This window comes from Brevundimonas sp. (assembly GCF_013912005.1).
Classification (GTDB): Bacteria; Pseudomonadota; Alphaproteobacteria; order Caulobacterales; family Caulobacteraceae; genus Brevundimonas.
Map to the genome: position 1 here is coordinate 95,894 of NZ_JACESB010000005.1, position 16,799 is coordinate 112,692.

The window sequence follows — 16,799 nt, forward strand, 5'->3', positions numbered from 1 at the left end:
CTCTCAGCCTGCGGCGCGAAGCCGCTCCAGCGCTTGCGGATAGCGGCGCGAGACGGGCGCCTCGAGCGCCCCAAGCTCGACCGTCCAGTCGCCCGAGCCGTCGGGCCGCAGCCCGGTGACCGCCCCCGCATTGACCAGCCACGAGCGGTGCGCGCGCACGAAGCCGAAGCGCTCCAGCTCCACCTCGATCGCCGCGAGGGTCGCCCGCATCAGCGGCCGCCGCCCGTCCGCCAGCCAGAATTCGACGTAGTTGCCCGCCGAGGACACGGCGACGATCTGCGAGAGCGGCGCGCGGATGATCCGCCCGCCGTCGCGGATGTCGAAGCTCACCGGCCGCACCGGCTCTTCCCGCCGCCGGCGCAGGACGCCGACCAGCCAGAACAGGCCGGCGAACACGGCGTAGCTGATCAGGTCCTTGCGCAGTTCGTAGACGAAGCGATCGCCGAACACGTACGGCTCGGCCTCCATCGCCGCGTAGGCCAGCTTGCGCAGCCACACGAGGCCGGCGACGTGCAGCCCGGAGTAGGCCAGCAGGGCGACCGCATGAACGGCGGCGAACCGCAGTTTGGGCCGCCAGCCTTCGGCCACGATCTCCTCGGGCGAGGCGGCCGCCGTCGCCAGCCAGGGAAGCCACAGGGCCAGCCCGACGATCGCCGCGGCGCTCGTGCCTTCCCACACCCATGGCTCCCAGAACGCGACCTGCGGAAGGTCCGCCAGGTTGCTGAGGGCGTTCACGACCACCACCACCAGGGCCACGGGGGCGACGATCAGGTAGCCTGAGCGCAGGTCGCGAGGGTCCGCCCGGCGCAGGGCGTCCGACCACCATCGCCGGCCGCTCGCCCCGCGTTCGTCGCCGTTCGTCCCGCGGCCCCGGCGAATGTCCCGGCCAGCCGCCCGCACGTCCCCGGGCGCTTGCCGCCCCGCGCCCCGCTTCGCCAGCGTGGCCCGGTCCTCGTCCTCATGGAGTCCGGCCGTGTCCGACATCGCCCCCGTCCCGCCTGGCCGCCGCTACGATCTCGACTGGATCCGCGTCGGCGCCTTCCTGCTGCTGATCTTCTACCATGTCGGCATGTTCTATGTGCCGTGGGACTGGCACGTGAAGAGCGGCCATGAACTGCCATGGCTCGAGCCGGTGATGCAGCTCACCAGTCCGTGGCGTCTGACCCTGCTCTTTCTCGTCTCCGGCTGCGCCACCCGCTTCCTCGCCGACAGCTTCGCCGCGCGCGGCAAGGGGGCCGGCGCGCTCGCCGGTTCGCGCCTCCTGCGCCTCCTGCCGGCGCTGCTGTTCGCCATGTTCGTGATCGTGCCGCCGCAGAGCTACTACGAGATCTTCGAGCACCTGCGCGGCCAGGGCGTCGCCGATCCCGCCGGGCATTCGTGGCTGACCGACTTCTGGGTGCGCTACGCCACCGCCTCGGGCGGCTGGTGCGGGCCCGACGGCTGCCTCATCACCCCGACCTGGAACCACCTGTGGTTCGTGGTCTACCTGCTGGTCTACAGCCTGCTGCTCGCCCTCGTCCTCGCCGTCCCCGGGGCGCGGCGAGCCCTGCAGGCGGGCGCCGACCGCATCTTCCGCGGCTGGGGCCTGCTCGTCTGGCCGCTGGTCTGGCTGTGCGCCATCCGCCTGTTCCTGGCGCCGGCGTTCGAGATCACCCACGCCCTCGTCGACGACTGGTACAATCACGCCCTGAGCTTCGCCGCCTTCCTGTTCGGTTTCCTCATCGCCCGCTCCGAGCCCGCCCGCCGCGCCTTCATGGCGGCGCGCTGGCCGGCGCTGGGCCTCGCCGTGGTCAGCTGGGCGGCGTGGGCGGCATGGTCCTGGACCTTCCGGGGAGACGACGCCGTGCCGCCCGAGGCGCTGCGCACGGCCATGCGGCTCGTCTACGCTGTCGACCAGTGGGCCTTCATCGTCGCCATTCTCGGCTTCGGCGCCCGCTGGCTCAACCGCGGCGGCCCCGTGCTGCGCTACCTGACGATCGGGGTCTTCCCCTTCTACATCGTCCACCAGACGCTGATCGTCGTGGTCGGCCACCACCTGGCGACCTTGGGCCTGCCTCTGGTCGCCGAGGCGACGCTGCTGATCGCCGCCACCTTCGCCGGCTGCTTCCTCGCCTATGAGGCGGCCCGCCGGCTCGGCTGGCTCGGCCTGCTCCTCGGGGTCCGACCGGCGTCCCGTCCCGCGGCCGGGTCGCACGCCAGCGCAAGTCAGGCCGCGTGAACGACGGCGGGGCTCAGGCCGCGAACCGGCCGCCGCGGGCGGCGTAGGCCTGGGTGCCGCGGGTGAAGACGCGGTCGGTGGGCAGGATGGCGTCGATCGGGATGGTCTCGGCGCCCTCCAGCCGGTCGTAGATCGGTCCGAAGTCCTGCAGGGTGTCGCGCTTCAGCTGCTCCAGCGACTCGATGACGAAGTAGACCTGCTGGAAGTCGTCGATGCGGTACAGGGTCTTCATCACCCGCTCGAGGTCGAAGCCCAGGCGGTTCGGCGAGGGATCCTCCAGGGCGAAGACGCTTTCGGTGGCCGAGGAGACGATGCCGGCGCCGTAGATGCGCAGGCCGCCGGCGTCCTGCATCAGGCCGAACTCCACCGTGTACCAGTACAGCCGCGCCAGGTTCGGCAGCATGCCGCGCCGGGCCGCCCGCTGGCCGCCCCTGCCGTAGGCCTCCATGTAGGCGGCGAAGTCCGGATCGGTCAGCATGGGGACGTGGCCGAACACGTCGTGGAAGATGTCCGGCTCCTGCAGGTAGTCCAGCTGGTCCGGCTTGCGGATGAACTGCCCGGAGGGGAAGCGGCGATTGGCGAGGTGGTCGAAGAACACCTCGTCCGGCACCAGCCCCGGCACGCAGACCACGGTCCAGCCGGTCAGGGCCTCCAGCTTCGGGTTCATCAGGGCGAAGTCGGGAATCCCGCCGGTGTTCAGGTCCAGCGCCTCCAGTCCCTTGAAGAAGACGTCGGCGGCCCGCCCCGGCAGGATCTTCATCTGCCGGGCGTAGAGGGTGTCCCAGGTGCGGTGCTCGACCTCGGTGTAGGCGCGCCAGTCCTGCGGGATCGTCCAGTCGGCGGCCGCCCCTTCCGGCGGACTCTCGAAGACGTGTTCGAAATCGGACATGGCGCTCCTCGTCGGCTCTGTCGGCCCTTGGCCGCAATCTAGGCCCGTCGGACGGAGCGCGCCACCCGCTCAGTGGATGGCGTGGGCGCGCGGCGCGTGGCGCCCGCGGGCGTCGACGTTGAAGTATCTCCGCTCGTCCATCGGGGACAGCGCCTTCACCTGCGGGTCGAGCTCCAGCGCGTCCTCCGGCGCATAGGCGATGAAGCCGCCGTCGGCCCCCAGCGCCAGCACCTGGTAGAAGGGCTGCTCCGGCGAGATGTCGCCGGTTTCGCCCTCGCGGCCGGCGAAGCGCGGGTCCACGTCCACGACCACGCCGCGGAAGGCGGCGTCGCGGTGGCGGACCATGTCGCCGAGGGCGAAGCGGGCGAGGACGGATCGGATCATCATCCCGGCATCCTGCCCGCCGTCGTCTGAGCCTCGTCCGTGGACGGCGTTCATTTTCGCGTCAGCCACGGCTTGGCGCGCCGGCGTCGCCCGGTCTAGGCTGTCGAAGACGGGCGCCGCTCTGGACCGCCCACCTCGAAAGCTCGGCCGATGCCGGAGACCGCCGGCGGCGCCCGCCGCCCACGGTCCCAGCCTCGCCGGCCCGACGGACAGCGCGCCCGCGGCGGCGCGGCCGACGGATCCGGCGCGGCGGGTCGGGAGGCGCCCCTCTACGGCGCCCTCGACCTTGGGACCAACAATTGCCGCCTGCTGATCGCCAGGCCGGCCCGCGACGGCTTCAGGGTCGTCGACTCCTTCAGCCGCATCGTGCGGCTGGGCGAGGGTCTGTCGCGCAGCGGCCGCCTCGACGAGGCCGCCATGGAGCGGGCCTACGAGGCGCTGATGCTGTGCAGCGAGCGGGTCGTCCGCCGCGGGGTCGAACCGGACCGCCTGATGGCCGTGGCCACCCAGGCCTGCCGCCAGGCCGACAACGGCGCCGCCTTTATCGAGCGGGTCCGCGCCGGCACCGGCCTGCGCCTGAAGGTCATCGATCCGTCCGAGGAGGCGCGGCTGTCGGTCGAGGGCTGCCTCAACCTGTTCGATCCCGACGCCGAGGCGGTGCTGGTCGTGGACGTCGGCGGGGGCTCGACCGAGCTGAGCTGGCTGCGCCGGGCCGGCCGGGACTTCACCTCCTGCGGCTGGATGTCGGCGCCGATCGGCGTGGTCACCCTGGCCGAGCGCCACCCCGAGCCGCCGCCGGGCGACCCCGCCGCCCACGCGGCCTGGTACGAGGCGATGATCGACGACATGGCCGCCGCCCTCGCCGCCGCGCCGGTCGAGCCGGCCCTGCGCGAGGTGTTCGCCGCCGGCCGCGGCCATCTGGTCGGGACCTCGGGGGCGATCACCAGTCTTGCGGGCATCCATCTCGGCCTGCGCCGCTACCAGCGCAACCTGGTCGACGGCCTGTGGATGAGCCGCGCCGACTGCGACGCGGCCGCCGACCGGCTCAAGGCGCTGGGCCCGGCGGGCCGGGCGGCGGAATCCTGCATCGGACCCGACCGGGCCGACCTCGTGCTGGCGGGGGCAGCGATCATGACGGCGGTGCAGCGCGCCTGGCCGTCGGAGCGGGTCCGCGTCGCCGACCGGGGCCTGCGCGAGGGCCTTCTGCTCCGCCGCATGCGCGAGGACAGACGCCCCGGCCGCCGCCGGCGCCGGCGGGGCGGCGCGCGAAACGACTAGCGCGGGACTCCCCCGGGCCGACTGCGGGCGTAGTCCAGCTCCCGCTCCAGCCGCTGGCTGGACAGTTCGCCGCGTTCCCGGGCCGTCATCTGGTGCGACCGGGGAGTCAAGCCGAGCTCCGACTGGCGGCGGGCCTCGATGCATTCCGCCGTCTGGCGAACCCCGGCGCAGGGCAGCTCCGCGGTCCGGAGCGAGGGACTGGCGCAGGCGGAGGCCGCGAGAGCCGCGATCGGAATGAGCGCGCTTGCTGCAACCTTCATCTCGCCCTCCAAGGGTACTGACGGCGCAGCCTTGCAGGCCCGCGTTTCATGGGCAAGCCGTCAGCCGCCGGTCACCTGGGTCGGCAGCATGACGTCGCAGACCGAGAAGTCGGCGGCGCGGGCGGCGCGGGCGGCCTCCACCAGCGCCCGGAAGCGCTCCGATGAGGTGGACAGGACCTGCACCGCCGGCCGTTCCGCCGCCGGCAGGTCGGCGGCGATCCGCACCCGCGTCATGCGATCCGGCGTCGCCTGCGCCATCATGCCGTTGTCGCCGTCCCCGACCTGCAGGGCCCGGACGACGTCCAGCCCGGCCACGGTCATGCCCCAGACCGTGTAGCGCTTGTCGAGCGCCGGATAGGCCTGGCGCATGATGAAGAACTGGCTGTTGGCGGTGTCCGGATCCTCGTCCCGGGCCATGCCGGCCACGCCGGGACAATAGAGGCCCCAGCCGTGCACCTTGCCGTCGGCGGTCTGGGCGAAGACGGCGTCCGGCTGGGTCTGGACCGGCAGCGAATGCAGGAAGCCGACCCGCGCGCCCTGGGGCTCCGCTGCGGCGGCGAAGGGCATCGCCGGGTCGCGGCGGAAGGTGAACTCCGCCGGCAGGTCAGGGTGATAGCTCTGGCCCTCGCCATTGCCGAGCGGATCGCCGGTCTGCGCCATGAAGGCGTCGATCACCCGGTGCCAGGCGAGGCCGTCATAGAAGCCGGCCCGGGCGAGCAGGCGGATGCGCTCGACGTGCTGCGGCGCCGCCTCGGGGATCAGTTCGACGAGGATGCGCCCCTTGGTCGTGTCGATGACCAGCAGGTTGGCGGGCGGCACGGCGCGCCAGTCGGTCTCGCCGATGGTGGTCGCCGGCGTCGGCGCGGGGGGCGGCGGCGGCGCCTCCTGCGCGACGGCCTGTCCGGTCATCAGCGCCGCGGCGGCGACGGCAAGAGCCAGCTTCATCCTTCCCTCCCCGGAAGACGTCTCACTCGATGATTTCGGCCGACGGCCGGGCGTCGCAGACGTCCAGCCGACCCCCGGCTGCAGTCCGCCGCTGCTCCAGCCAGGCGGCGAAGGCAGGATCGGCGGTGGCCATCACCCGCGCCCGCGGGCGCTCGCCCGGCGGCAGGGCGGCGGCCGTGCGCACGCGCGTCATCACATCCGGATCGGCGACCCGTCCGTCCTCGGCCTCGGCGCCCCGCTTGAGCGCGCGGGCCACGTCCAGCCCGGCCACCACGCGGCCGAACGGCGCATAGGCCCCGTCCAGGGTCTCGTTGCGCCCGGTCATGATGAAGAACTGGCTGTTGGCGCTGTCCGGGTCGCCGCTGCGCGCCATGCCCAGCACCCCGGGGCAGAACAGGGCCGTGGCGGGGGTCTTGAAGTCCGCGGTGACCATCATCTGGGCGTCGGGCTGGGTGACCACCGCCATCGAGCCGATGACGCCCCGCTGCACGCCGTTCGGGCCCGGCTCGCCCACGCGCACGAAGCCGTCCGCCCGCCCGCGCCGGAACCCGAACTCGCCGGGGATGTCCGGCAGCTCGCTGCCGCCGGCGCCGGTGCCGAGCGGATCGCCGGTCTGGGCCATGAAGTCGGCGATCACCCGGTGGAATTTCAGCCCGTCGTAGAAGCCCTGGTCGGCGAGGGTGCGCACCCGCGTCACCGCCTGCGGCGCCGCCCGCGGATCCAGCTCGGCGACGATCCGCCCCTTCGAGGTGTCGATGACCAGCAGGTTCTCGGGCGCGACCTCGCGCCACGCCTGCGCCGCCGCCGGCGTCGCCGCCAGCAGCCCGGCCGCCGTCGCCGCCCCGATCCATCTCCGCATGCTCATGTCCTCACCCGCGCCCGCACCGCGGCCGCCACGGCCGGGCTGACGAAACTCTCGATGTCGCCGCCCAGCCGGGCGATCTCCTTGACCAGCCGCGAGGCGATCGCCTGATGCCGCGGGTCGGCCATCAGGAAGACCGTCTCGATGTCGGCATTGAGGCGCTGGTTCATCGCCGTCATCTGGAATTCGTACTCGAAGTCCGCCACGGCCCGGAGCCCGCGCACGATCACCGTCGCGTCCAGCTCCTCGGCGAAATGCATCAGCAGGCTGGAGAACGGCCGCACCTCCACCTGGGGGCCGAAACCGGCCACCTCGGCGCGCACCATCTCGACCCGCTGGTCGGTGGTGAACAGCGGTCCCTTGTCGTCGTTGCGGGCGACGCCGATGACCAGCCGGTCGACCAGCTTCACGGCCCGGCCGATGATGTCCAGGTGCCCGTTGGTGATGGGATCGAAGGTGCCGGGATAAAGCCCGATGCGCATTGCGTTCTCCCCGCCGCTCGCGGCGGTTTAGCAGGCGGGACCCGGCGGGCCTAGATCGGCTGCGGCGGGTTGGACGCCCAGGCGGCGTGGAGGCGATCGATGAGGGCCGGCTGCACGGCCAGGGCGTGGCCGTCGACCAGGCCGACCGGACAGACCGGAGTGGCGCTGTTGCAGATGAAGGCCCCGTCGAAGGCGGTCAGGTCCGCGAGGCGGACCTCCCTGGTCTCCTCCTCCAGACCGACCGCGGAGAGGCCGCGGCGCAGCAGCGCCTGTCCGACCCCCGCCAGCATCGGCGCGGCTGGCCAGACCACCCGGTCCCCCTGCAGGAAGCCGATGTTCCAGAGGCTCCCTTCGGAGACCCGCCCGGCGCCGTCGACGAACAGGGCGTCGTCGAACCCGGCCGCCCGCGCCAGCCGTCGCGCCCGGATCAGCCCGAAGGTGGCGGCGTGCTTCAGCGCGGCCGCTTCGCGGGCGTAGACCTGCGTCTGCAGCCGGACCGAAGCGAACAGCGGGGACGGCGGCGGGAACACCGCCGTCAGCACCCGCGGCGCGCCCCGCCAGTCCGGTGTGCGCGGTCCGATCTCGGGCGCGAACAGGCTGACCCGCAGCCAGCAGTCCGGCCGCCCCGCCACCGCGTCGCGCATCAGGCGGCGCAGCCGGTCCTCGCCGGCCGGCTCGCCGAACAGCTCCGTCGCCGACGTCTCCAGCCGGGCCAGATGCAGGTCGAGCCCGCGGACGCCGCCCGCCTCCACCCGAAACGAGGTGTAGGCCCCGTAGTTGACCAGGGCGATGCGGGCGAGGTCGTCCGGCGTCGCCGGCCTGCCGTCGACGCGCAGGTCGCCCGCGTCCACGCCTCAGGCCTCGTCGTCCCCGGGCGCCTCGACCGCTTCCACCGCATCGCCGCCGCTGTCCGGCAGCCGCTCGACGGAGACGACGCGCTCCCCTTCCGCGGTGCGGAAGATGGTGACGCCCTGGCTGGCCCGGCCGACGATGCGGATCTGGTCCACCGGGGTGCGGATCATCTGGCCGCCCGAGGTGACCAGCAGCAGGTCGTCCGACTCCTCGACCGGGAAGGCCGCCGCCAGCCGGCCGCCGGCCCGTCCGCCGAGGCCGTGGGCGGTCAGCCCCTGCCCGCCCCGGCCGGTGCGGCGGAACTCGTAGGCCGAGGAGCGCTTGCCCAGGCCGGTCTCGGTGACGGTGAGGATGAACTGCTCGGCCGCGCCCAGCTCGGCGATGCGCTCGACCGACAGGGCGGCGTCAGCGACGCCCTCCTCCTCGGCCTCGGGCGCGGCCGTTTCGTCCTCGCCCTCGCCGGCGGCCCGCCGCATGGCGTTGGCGTGCTTGACGTAGGCGGCGCGCTCGTCGGGGGTGGCGTCGACCCGCGCCAGCACGGCCATGGAGATGACCTCGTCGCCCTCCTGCAGGCGCACGCCGCGGACGCCGGTCGAGTCCCGGCCCTTGAACACCCGCACGTCGTCGGCCTTGAAGCGGATCGCCCGGCCCAGGGCCGTGGTCAGCATCACGTCGTCCTCGGCGGTGCACAGGGCCACGCCGACCATGCGGTCGCCCTCCTCGAGCTTCATGGCGATCTTGCCCGCCCGGTTGACGGTGGCGAAGTCGCTCAGCTTGTTGCGCCGCACGTCGCCGGAGCGGGTGGCGAACATGATGTCGTAGTCAGCCCAGTCCGCCTCATTCTCCGGCAGGGGCAGGACGTTCATGATGCTGTCGCCCGGCTCGATCGGCAGCAGGTTGACGAAAGCCTTGCCGCGCGACTGCGGATTGCCCAGCGGCAGCCGCCAGGTCTTCAGCTTGTAGGCCTTGCCGTTGGTGGCGAAGAACAGCACCGGCGTGTGGGTCGAGGCCGAGAACACGCCGACGACGGCGTCGTCCTCCTTCATCGCCACGCCCGAGCGGCCCTTCCCGCCGCGGTGCTGGGTCCGGTAGGCGTTGAGCGCCACGCGCTTGACGTAGCCGCCGTGGGTGACGGTGACGACCATGTCCTCGCGCGGGATCAGGTCCTCGTCCTCCATCTCGGCGTCGCCCTCGCCGATAACCGTCCGCCGCGGCACGGCGAACTCGGCCTTCACCGCCAGCAGGTCCTCGCGGATCACCGCCAGGATGTTGGCGCGGTCGGACAGCAGGGTCAGGTGCGACTGGATGGTGTCGGCGAGGCTGCGCGCCTCGCCGAAGATGTCGTCGCGGCCGAGACCGGTCAGACGGCTCAGGGTCAGGGCGAGGATGGCGCGCGCCTGCTCGTCGGTCAGGTTCAGCTTGTCGCCGTCGACGAGGGCCGAGCGCGGATCCGCGATCAGCTCGATCAGGGCCATCATGTCGCCGACCGGCCAGGACCGCGCCTGCAGCCGCTCGCGCGCCTCGGTCGGGTCGGCCGAGGAGCGGATGATGTGGATCACCTCGTCGATGTTGGCCACGGCGACGGCGAGGCCGACCAGCACGTGGCCGCGGTCGCGGGCCTTGGCCAGCTCGTACTTGGTCCGGCGGACGACCACCTCTTCCCGGAACTCGAGGAAGGCCTCCAGCAGCTGGCGCAGGCCCATCTGTTCCGGGCGCCCGTGGTTCAGCGCCAGCATGTTGACGCCGAACGAGCTCTGCAGGGCGGTGAAGCGCCACAGCTGGTTGAGCACCACGTCGCCCGAGGCGTCGCGCTTCAGCTCGACCACCATCCGCATGCCGTCGCGGTCCGACTCGTCGCGGACGTCGGCGATGCCCTCGACCTTCTTCTCGCGGACCAGTTCGACGATCCGCTCGATCAGGGTCTGCTTGTTCACCTGGTACGGCAGTTCGGTGACCACGATCGCCTCGCGGTCCTTGCGGATCGTCTCGATCGTCGCCTTGCCGCGCACGATCACCGAGCCGCGGCCGTCGCGCAGGGCGTTGCGGGCGCCGGTGCGCCCCATGATCTCGCCGCCGGTCGGGAAGTCCGGTCCCGGCACCAGCTCCAGCAGGGCGTCCTCGGGCAGGTCAGGGTTGTCGAGCAGGGCCACCGCGCCGTCGATCACCTCGCCGAGGTTGTGCGGCGGGATGTTGGTGGCCATGCCGACGGCGATGCCCCCGGCCCCGTTGACCAGCAGGTTCGGGATCCGGCTGGGCAGGACGACCGGCTCCAGCTCCTTCTCGTCGTAGTTCGGCTGGAAATCGACGGTGTCCTTGTCGATGTCCGTCAGCAGGGCCGTCGCCGCCGGCGCCATCCGGCACTCGGTGTATCGCATCGACGCCGGCATATCGCCGTCGACCGAGCCGAAATTGCCTTGGCCGTCGACCAGCATCAGCCCCATCGAGAAGGGCTGGGCCATGCGCACCAGCGCCATGTAGACCGAGGCGTCGCCGTGCGGGTGGAAGCGGCCCAGCACGTCGCCGACCACGCGCGCGCACTTCGAATACGACTTGTCCGGCGTCATCTTCAGGTCGTGCATCGAGTACAGGATGCGACGGTGCACGGGCTTCAGCCCGTCGCGCGCGTCCGGCAGGGCGCGGCTGACGATGACGCTCATCGCGTAATCGAGGTACGACCTCCGCAGCTCGTCCTCGATGGTGATGGTGGCGATGTCGCCGCCTGCGCCGGACGAGGGCGGCAGGGCGTTGGTATAGCTGTCGTCGGTCAAGGAAATCGGGCTTTAAATGGCCGGAATCGGAACGTGATCCGCTGTCCGGTTTTCTAGCATCCGGGGGCTTGGGTGGCAAAGCGACGCCGCCGCATTCCGCCCCCTCCACAGAGGGAGTTCCAACCCATGGCCGTCACCCGTCTCGCCGGTCTCGCCGCCGTATCCGCCGCCGTCTCGCTGGGCGCCTGCGCGACCATGCCTGCCAGCCACGCCGAACCGCGCGCCAGCCTGGGCGACTTCGGCGAGGCGACGCTGGTCAACGCGACCGGCGCCCGCATCGGCCGGGCGGTGCTGACCCAGGGTCCGACCGGGCTGCTGATCCGGGTGGAGGCCGACGGTCTGACGCCGGGCTGGCACGGCATCCACATCCACGCGACCGGCGCGTGCGAAGCCCCGTTCACCTCGGCCGGCGGCCACATCAATCACGCCGAGCCGAAGGCCCCGCACGGCCTGCTGAATGCGGAGGGGCCGGACGACGGCGACCTGCCCAACGTCTTCGCCGACGCCCAGGGCCGGGTCCGCGCCGAGCTGTTCACCACCCGCGCCCGCATCGCCCCGGAGGGGCCGGGCCAGTGGCTGTGGGACGCCGACGGCTCCGCCCTCGTCATCCACGCCAACGCCGACGACCACCGCACCCAGCCGATCGGCGGCGCCGGCGACCGCGTCGCCTGCGGGGTGATGGCCGCAGGCTAGGGCGCCCCGCGGGCGCATGGGGCGGGCGGCGGCTGTGTCCGCCGGCCGGCGCCGCCTGCTCTCCGCCCCCTCCCCGTCATCCTCGCGCCCGGACCGAGGATGACGGCGCTGAACTCTGGGGGCGAAACGCGAAAGCGGTCGCCGGAAAGGACCGCTGAGGGTGGTTAGCGGACATCACCCGCGTCTTCTCCAGTGACAAAATAAGGCAGTTTCGGAGCGCGCGTCTGCAACAAAGCAATCAAGGTCTGGATGCGATCCGGCGTGAGTTTGCTGGGTTCCGGCGGATTGACCAACAGGGCGTCATTGCCATTCACCGAAAGGAGGTCGCCCCGTTCGGTGCCGCAGGCCATTTCGACGCGCGCAGCAAACTCGCCCAAGCTTTCGTTTTCGGGGTCAAACGGCGGAAAGCCTGATAAGCCGCGCGTCGCGAGCCATTCGTGCTGCTGCCTGCGTGCCTGATCTCGCAGCGCGACCATTCTTGGGTGCGCTGAAACTAGGCGTTGGAATGCGTCGTCGAGTTCTTCCGACGCGAACACGAAGCGGCTCGGAAACGACAGGTACAGGTCGGCGAGATCAACCAGCACCGCGTCTGGGATGTTGGCCGCCGCAAAGGTGAGGACATCCTCTTGGCAGAGGTCGTCCCACTCTACCTTTACGTCTTCCGGCTTGATGCCGCATGACATCAGCGCATCCACCAGCGGCCCGTTAGGGTGGTCGCCCATAGTCTCCAATCCTCGCCTCCGGGCCTCTCGCCCATCGCGAGTGTATCGGTGGAACCGGTGTCGGCAAATGACGCCGCCGAACGTCCGCAACGGGTCGACCACGGACTCGCCGGCGGCCCCGATGAATCCTCCCATCCAGACTATCGCCGGCCACCCCCTCCGTCCCAGGGGTGGATTCCCGAGACGCGCCAACCCGGCCATATCGCGCCAGACGCTGTCATCCCGCGCACCCCGCCGTCACGAGGCGGGGCCCTGCAGAACGACGACAGCGTCGGCCGCCCGGGACAATCTGGGGACCCGTCAGACCTCGCCGGAGGGCCGCCCCGGCTTCGGAAGCGCCCGCGCCGCCGGGCGGCGGAGCGCTGCGACCGATCCTGACGCACCGCGGCCCTACCCTGTGCGGAACGGGTCTTTGACATCGCCGCGAAGGGTCGCTCCGCCGAGGACCGGCCGCCCCAATGTGTCGGGATGACAGGGTTTCGCGATTTTGTGGGACAGGGTCAGTCGTCGCGGAACTGCAGCCGCGCCAGACGGGCGTAGAGGCCGCCGGCGGCCAGCAGGCTGGCGTGGGTCCCCTCCTCCGCCACCCGGCCGTCCTCCAGCACCACGATGCGGTCGGCGCGCAGCACCGTCGCCAGGCGGTGGGCGATGACGAGGGTGGTGCGGGTCTCCATCGCCTGGTCCAGCGCGGCCTGCACCAGCCGCTCGCTCTCGGCGTCGAGCGCCGAGGTCGCCTCGTCCAGCAGCAGGATCGGCGCGTCGCGCACCAGCGCCCGCGCGATGGCCAGCCTCTGGCGCTGGCCGCCGGACAGGCTCTTGCCGCGCTCGCCGAGCGGGGTGTCGAAGCCTTCCGGCAGCGCCTCGATGAAGCCCAGCGCCTGCGCCTCCTCGGCCGCGGCCCGGACCTGCTCGTCCGTGGCGGCCTCCCGCCCGAAGCGGATGTTCTCCTCGGCCGAGCCGGAGAACAGCGGCGCCTCCTGGGAGACCCAGGCGAAGCGGCTGCGCACCTCCGCCGGGTCCGCCTGCCGCACGTCGACGCCGTCCACCGACACCACCCCCGACTGCGGGTCGTAGAAGCGCAGCAGCAGGCGGAACACCGTGCTCTTGCCGGCCCCGGAGGGTCCGACGAGGGCCACCGTCTCGCCCGGACGCACGGTCAGGGAGAAGCCCCTGAGCGCCGGCAGGTCCGGCCGGCCGGGATAGCTGAAATGCACGCCGGACATGGACACCTCGCCCACCGGCGGCTCCGGCAGGCGAAGCGGCTGCGCCGGCGCGGCGATGGCCGGCTGGCTGCGCATCAGCTCGTCGATCCGCTCCATGGCCCCGGCGGCCTTCTGCACGTCGCCCCAGCTCTCGCCCAGGGCCCCGACGGCGCCGGCGGCGAAGACCGACAGCAGCACGAACTGCAGCAGGGCGCCGGGGCTCATCCGCCCGGCGATCACGTCCTGGGCCCCCAGCCACAGCACCAGGGTGACGCCGCCGAACATCACCACGATGATCATGGCGGTCATCAGCGCCCGCGCGCGCATCCGCACCAGCGAGGAGGCGAAGGCCGCCTCGACCGCCTCGCCGAACCGCCCGACCGCGCTGGCCACCCGGCCGAAGGCCTGCACCGTCTCGATGGCGTCGACGCTCTCGCCGGCGAAGCCGACGGCGCTGGCGAACCGATCCTGGGTGGCGACGGTCAGCTTGCGCACCCGGCGGCCGAAGACGAACAGCGGCCCCAGCAGCAGCGGCACGATCAGCAGCACCAGGCCGGTGAGCTTCGGGCTGACCACGAACAGCAGGATGACCCCGCCGATCAGGGTCAGGAAGTTGCGCACCGCGTAGGAGATCGAGGTCGTCATGAGCGTCTCGATCAGGGCGATGTCGGTCGTCAGGCGCGACAGGACCTCCCCGGTCCGCATGCGGGCGTAGAAGGCCGGATCGAGGCTGAGCACCCGGTCGAACAGGCCCTTGCGCAGGTCCGCCACCACCCGCTCGCCGGTCTTGGTGACGTAGAAGTAGCGCACCGCCGTGGCGACGCCGAGGAACAGGGCGACGGCCCCGAGCAGCAGGAACCACAGGTTCAGTCCGGCGCCGTCGTCGGCGAAGCCGTGATCGATCGCCCCGCGGGCGGCGGCTGTCAGGCCCAGCGACGCCGCCGTGGACATCACCAGCCAGAAGCCGGCCATCGCCAGATGGCCCTTGTGGCGCAGGGCGTAGGGCAGCAGGCGCGCCAGCGGGCGGATGTCGCGGCGCTTCTCCCGGCGCTGACCCGCCTCGGCCATCTGTTCGGCCAGCAGGGCGCCCGCGCCCGGGCGGCCCCGCAGGTCGGCGGAAGAGGCGGGAGCGGCGGCAGGGTCGGTCATCGGGCGCCTCTTGCCCCGGAAAGCCCCCCGGTGTAAACGCCGCCGCTCATTCCCGCCGCCCCCGGCGGGTTTCTCATTTTTCGCGCATGGACGGTCGGCATCGTCACCGCGCAGAGACGGAACGACGACAATGAAGGCGGATATCCACCCCGACTATCACTTCATCACGGTCACGATGACGGATGGCACGACGTACCAGACCCGCTCGACCTACCAGAAGGAAGGCGCGACGCTGAACCTGGACATCGATCCGCTGACGCACCCGGCCTGGACCGGCGGCAACCAGCAGCTGATGGACCGCGGCGGCCGCGTCTCGCGCTTCAACAACAAGTTCGCCGGCTTCATCAAGAAGTAGGCCGGGGGCTGGCTTCAGGGCCACACCTCTGCGGCTTGACGATCACAAAGGCGTCGGTCCCCGGACCGGCGCCTTTCTGTTTGCCAGGAACGCCGATAAGATTCCCGGCGTTGGATTTTCGGGGCGTGGGCGTGGTGTCCGTGCAGCGGAAGACGGACGAAGAGCGAGCGTTATGAACCGACGGCAATTGGGTGTGGGCGCGGCTGTCGCGGCGTTGACGTCGGCTGCGGGCTTCGCCGCCCGGGCCCAGACCCGCGACCCCGCTGCCGTCGCCTTCTACGACAGCTTCAACGACCGGCTCGCCCGCCTGCCCGCCACCCTGCAGCCCGACGTGCGCGCCTTCTACGAGATGAACGGCTGGCGTCCCGTGTGGAACGCCGAGCGGCGGCGGTCGCTGCTGGCCGCCGCCGGCCGCGCCGAGCGTCACGGCCTGTCGCCCGACGACTTCTTCGGCGACCTCGAGCGCGCGGCCTCGGATCCGGCCGGGATCGAGATGGCGACCACCGGCGCGGCCCTGACCTACGCCCGGGTGCTGGCCGAGGGGCGGGTGCGGCCGGAGACGGTCGAGGATCTCTGGGAGATGCAGAAGAACCGGGTCGACCTGCCGGCCGGCCTGAACGACGCGCTGGCGCAGAACCGGCTCGTCGACTGGTTCGAGACCCTGGCGCCGACCGACATCGGCTACTCCAACCTGTCCGCCGGCTACGTCCGCTATCGTCGCCTGATCCGCGACAACGGCGGCTGGCCCGCCTTCCGCGCCGGCCCCAACATCGAGCCGGGCGGCAGCGATCCGCGCGTGCCGGTGCTGATCCAGCGCCTCGTGGCCGAGGGCGACCTCGACGCCGCGGCCGGCGCCCGGCTGGCGTCCATGGGGAATGTGTACGGCCCGGAGCTGGAGCAGGCGGTGCGCAGCTTCCAGACCCGCCACGGGCTCGTCTCCGACGGCCGTATCGGCACGGGCACCCAGCGCTCCCTGTCGGCCTCGGCCGAGGACCGGGCGCGCCAGATCGCCCTGAACCTCGAACGCCGCCGCTGGCTGAAGCGGGAGGTCGCGCCCGAGCGGATCGAGGTGAACACCGCCGCCGCGATCATGGTGTACTGGAAGGACGGCCGGCCGGTGCACTCGAACCGGGTGGTGGTCGGCTCGCCCTCGAACCAGACCCCCAGCCTCGAGAAGCAGTTCGCCTCGGTGGTGGCCAATCCGCCGTGGTACGTGCCGGCCTCCATCGCCCGCAACGAGATCCTGCCGCGCGGGCCGGGCTATCTGGCCAGCCAGAACATGTACATCTCGAACGGCCAGGTCATCCAGCGCGCCGGGCCGAACGCGGCGCTCGGCTATGTGAAGTTCGAGCTGCGCGACAGCTACGCCATCTTCCTGCACGACACCCCGACCAAGTCGGCGTTCAACCTGGCCATGCGCCAGCGCAGCCACGGCTGCGTCCGCGTGCAGGACGCCGTCGAGTTCGCCCGGCTGCTGCTGTCGCCCGATCCCGCCCTGCTCGCCCAGTTCGACGAGGCCCAGGCCACGCGCGAGACCAAGCGCATCCAGACCGGACGCGAGATCACCGTGCGCCTGCTGTACTGGACCGCCTTCGTCGACGGCCAGGGCCGGGTCGCCTTCCGCGAGGACGTCTACAGCCGCGATGAGAAGCTGGCGGAAGCGCTGGGCATCGCCGTCAGCCTGCCGAAGCCGGTCGACGACGGCCGCGGCCGCGACGCCGACGACGTCGGGCCGTAGGC

The 16,799-nt window shown here is 72.0% G+C and carries 16 protein-coding genes; 5 read left to right on the forward strand and 11 right to left on the reverse strand.

Annotated features, from left to right (window positions below; genetic code table 11):
- Positions 1-3: 3 nt before the first annotated feature.
- The gene (locus H2038_RS05680; RefSeq protein WP_292110204.1) at positions 4-984 is read right to left on the reverse strand and encodes a LytTR family DNA-binding domain-containing protein; all 981 of its coding nucleotides are present in this window, start codon (positions 982-984) and stop codon (positions 4-6) included.
- On the opposite strand from H2038_RS05680, the gene H2038_RS05685 reads away from it, so the two are divergent.
- A complete protein-coding gene (locus tag H2038_RS05685; RefSeq protein ID WP_292110207.1) occupies positions 974-2,218 on the forward strand; it encodes an acyltransferase family protein in 1,245 nt (414 codons plus the stop codon). The genes H2038_RS05680 and H2038_RS05685 overlap by 11 nt on opposite strands.
- 13 nt (positions 2,219-2,231) lie before the next feature.
- Here H2038_RS05685 and phhA read toward each other — a convergent pair whose 3' ends face one another.
- Positions 2,232-3,107 (reverse strand): phenylalanine 4-monooxygenase, encoded by an 876-nt coding sequence (gene phhA / locus H2038_RS05690; RefSeq protein ID WP_292110210.1) that lies wholly within the window; start codon positions 3,105-3,107, stop codon positions 2,232-2,234.
- Positions 3,108-3,176: 69 nt separating this feature from the next.
- Positions 3,177-3,494 carry a heat shock protein HspQ gene (gene hspQ / locus H2038_RS05695; protein WP_292110213.1) on the reverse strand — a complete coding sequence of 106 codons (318 nt, stop codon included), beginning with the start codon at positions 3,492-3,494 and terminating at the stop codon, positions 3,177-3,179.
- A gap of 147 nt (positions 3,495-3,641) precedes the next feature.
- Here hspQ and H2038_RS05700 point away from each other — a divergent pair, with 147 nt between their 5' ends.
- A complete protein-coding gene (locus H2038_RS05700) occupies positions 3,642-4,769 on the forward strand; it encodes a Ppx/GppA phosphatase family protein (protein WP_292110216.1) in 1,128 nt (375 codons plus the stop codon).
- On the opposite strand, the gene H2038_RS05705 is transcribed toward H2038_RS05700, so the two are convergent.
- Genes H2038_RS05705 through gyrA form a run of 6 tightly spaced genes read right to left on the reverse strand, consistent with a single transcriptional unit; the run spans position 4,766 to position 10,938 of the window.
- On the reverse strand, positions 4,766-5,029 hold the full coding sequence (locus tag H2038_RS05705; protein ID WP_292110218.1) for a hypothetical protein: 264 nt from the start codon (positions 5,027-5,029) through the stop codon (positions 4,766-4,768). The genes H2038_RS05700 and H2038_RS05705 overlap by 4 nt on opposite strands.
- Before the next feature lie 60 nt (positions 5,030-5,089).
- A complete protein-coding gene (locus H2038_RS05710) occupies positions 5,090-5,974 on the reverse strand; it encodes a peptidylprolyl isomerase (RefSeq protein ID WP_292110220.1) in 885 nt (294 codons plus the stop codon).
- A gap of 22 nt (positions 5,975-5,996) precedes the next feature.
- The gene (locus H2038_RS05715) at positions 5,997-6,833 is read right to left on the reverse strand and encodes a peptidylprolyl isomerase (RefSeq protein WP_292110222.1); all 837 of its coding nucleotides are present in this window, start codon (positions 6,831-6,833) and stop codon (positions 5,997-5,999) included.
- A 2-nt stretch (positions 6,834-6,835) separates the two neighbouring features.
- The gene (coaD, locus tag H2038_RS05720; RefSeq protein ID WP_292110224.1) at positions 6,836-7,318 is read right to left on the reverse strand and encodes a pantetheine-phosphate adenylyltransferase; all 483 of its coding nucleotides are present in this window, start codon (positions 7,316-7,318) and stop codon (positions 6,836-6,838) included.
- A 50-nt stretch (positions 7,319-7,368) separates the two neighbouring features.
- Positions 7,369-8,169, reverse strand: a complete 801-nt coding sequence (locus H2038_RS05725) for an aminotransferase class IV (protein ID WP_292110226.1) — start codon at positions 8,167-8,169, stop codon at positions 7,369-7,371.
- Between the two features lie 3 nt (positions 8,170-8,172).
- The gene (gene gyrA, locus H2038_RS05730) at positions 8,173-10,938 is read right to left on the reverse strand and encodes a DNA gyrase subunit A (protein WP_292110228.1); all 2,766 of its coding nucleotides are present in this window, start codon (positions 10,936-10,938) and stop codon (positions 8,173-8,175) included.
- Positions 10,939-11,064: 126 nt separating this feature from the next.
- On the opposite strand from gyrA, the gene H2038_RS05735 reads away from it, so the two are divergent.
- Positions 11,065-11,631 (forward strand): superoxide dismutase family protein, encoded by a 567-nt coding sequence (locus H2038_RS05735; protein ID WP_292110231.1) that lies wholly within the window; start codon positions 11,065-11,067, stop codon positions 11,629-11,631.
- 164 nt (positions 11,632-11,795) lie between these two features.
- On the opposite strand, the gene H2038_RS05740 is transcribed toward H2038_RS05735, so the two are convergent.
- Positions 11,796-12,353: a hypothetical protein gene (locus H2038_RS05740; RefSeq protein WP_292110234.1), complete on the reverse strand. Its 558-nt coding sequence runs from the start codon at positions 12,351-12,353 to the stop codon at positions 11,796-11,798.
- A 500-nt stretch (positions 12,354-12,853) separates the two neighbouring features.
- Positions 12,854-14,704 carry an ABC transporter transmembrane domain-containing protein gene (locus H2038_RS05745; RefSeq protein WP_292110236.1) on the reverse strand — a complete coding sequence of 617 codons (1,851 nt, stop codon included), beginning with the start codon at positions 14,702-14,704 and terminating at the stop codon, positions 12,854-12,856.
- Between the two features lie 130 nt (positions 14,705-14,834).
- On the opposite strand from H2038_RS05745, the gene rpmE reads away from it, so the two are divergent.
- Entirely contained in the window at positions 14,835-15,059 is a 225-nt protein-coding gene (rpmE, locus tag H2038_RS05750; RefSeq protein WP_292110237.1) for a 50S ribosomal protein L31, read from the forward strand.
- Between the two features lie 214 nt (positions 15,060-15,273).
- Positions 15,274-16,797, forward strand: a complete 1,524-nt coding sequence (locus H2038_RS05755) for a L,D-transpeptidase family protein (RefSeq protein WP_292110240.1) — start codon at positions 15,274-15,276, stop codon at positions 16,795-16,797.
- Positions 16,798-16,799 lie beyond the last annotated feature (2 nt).

What these genes read in the sequence shown, in the direction of transcription:
- H2038_RS05680 (WP_292110204.1), bottom strand. Translation starts at nt 984, where the DNA reads ATGTCGGACACGGCCGGACTCCATGAGGACGAGGACCGGGCCACGCTG.
- phhA (WP_292110210.1), bottom strand. Translation starts at nt 3,107, where the DNA reads ATGTCCGATTTCGAACACGTCTTCGAGAGTCCGCCGGAAGGGGCGGCC.
- hspQ (WP_292110213.1), bottom strand. Translation starts at nt 3,494, where the DNA reads ATGATGATCCGATCCGTCCTCGCCCGCTTCGCCCTCGGCGACATGGTC.
- H2038_RS05700 (WP_292110216.1), top strand. Translation starts at nt 3,642, where the DNA reads ATGCCGGAGACCGCCGGCGGCGCCCGCCGCCCACGGTCCCAGCCTCGC.
- H2038_RS05705 (WP_292110218.1), bottom strand. Translation starts at nt 5,029, where the DNA reads ATGAAGGTTGCAGCAAGCGCGCTCATTCCGATCGCGGCTCTCGCGGCC.
- H2038_RS05710 (WP_292110220.1), bottom strand. Translation starts at nt 5,974, where the DNA reads ATGAAGCTGGCTCTTGCCGTCGCCGCCGCGGCGCTGATGACCGGACAG.
- H2038_RS05715 (WP_292110222.1), bottom strand. Translation starts at nt 6,833, where the DNA reads ATGCGGAGATGGATCGGGGCGGCGACGGCGGCCGGGCTGCTGGCGGCG.
- coaD (WP_292110224.1), bottom strand. Translation starts at nt 7,318, where the DNA reads ATGCGCATCGGGCTTTATCCCGGCACCTTCGATCCCATCACCAACGGG.
- H2038_RS05735 (WP_292110231.1), top strand. Translation starts at nt 11,065, where the DNA reads ATGGCCGTCACCCGTCTCGCCGGTCTCGCCGCCGTATCCGCCGCCGTC.
- H2038_RS05740 (WP_292110234.1), bottom strand. Translation starts at nt 12,353, where the DNA reads ATGGGCGACCACCCTAACGGGCCGCTGGTGGATGCGCTGATGTCATGC.
- H2038_RS05745 (WP_292110236.1), bottom strand. Translation starts at nt 14,704, where the DNA reads ATGACCGACCCTGCCGCCGCTCCCGCCTCTTCCGCCGACCTGCGGGGC.
- rpmE (WP_292110237.1), top strand. Translation starts at nt 14,835, where the DNA reads ATGAAGGCGGATATCCACCCCGACTATCACTTCATCACGGTCACGATG.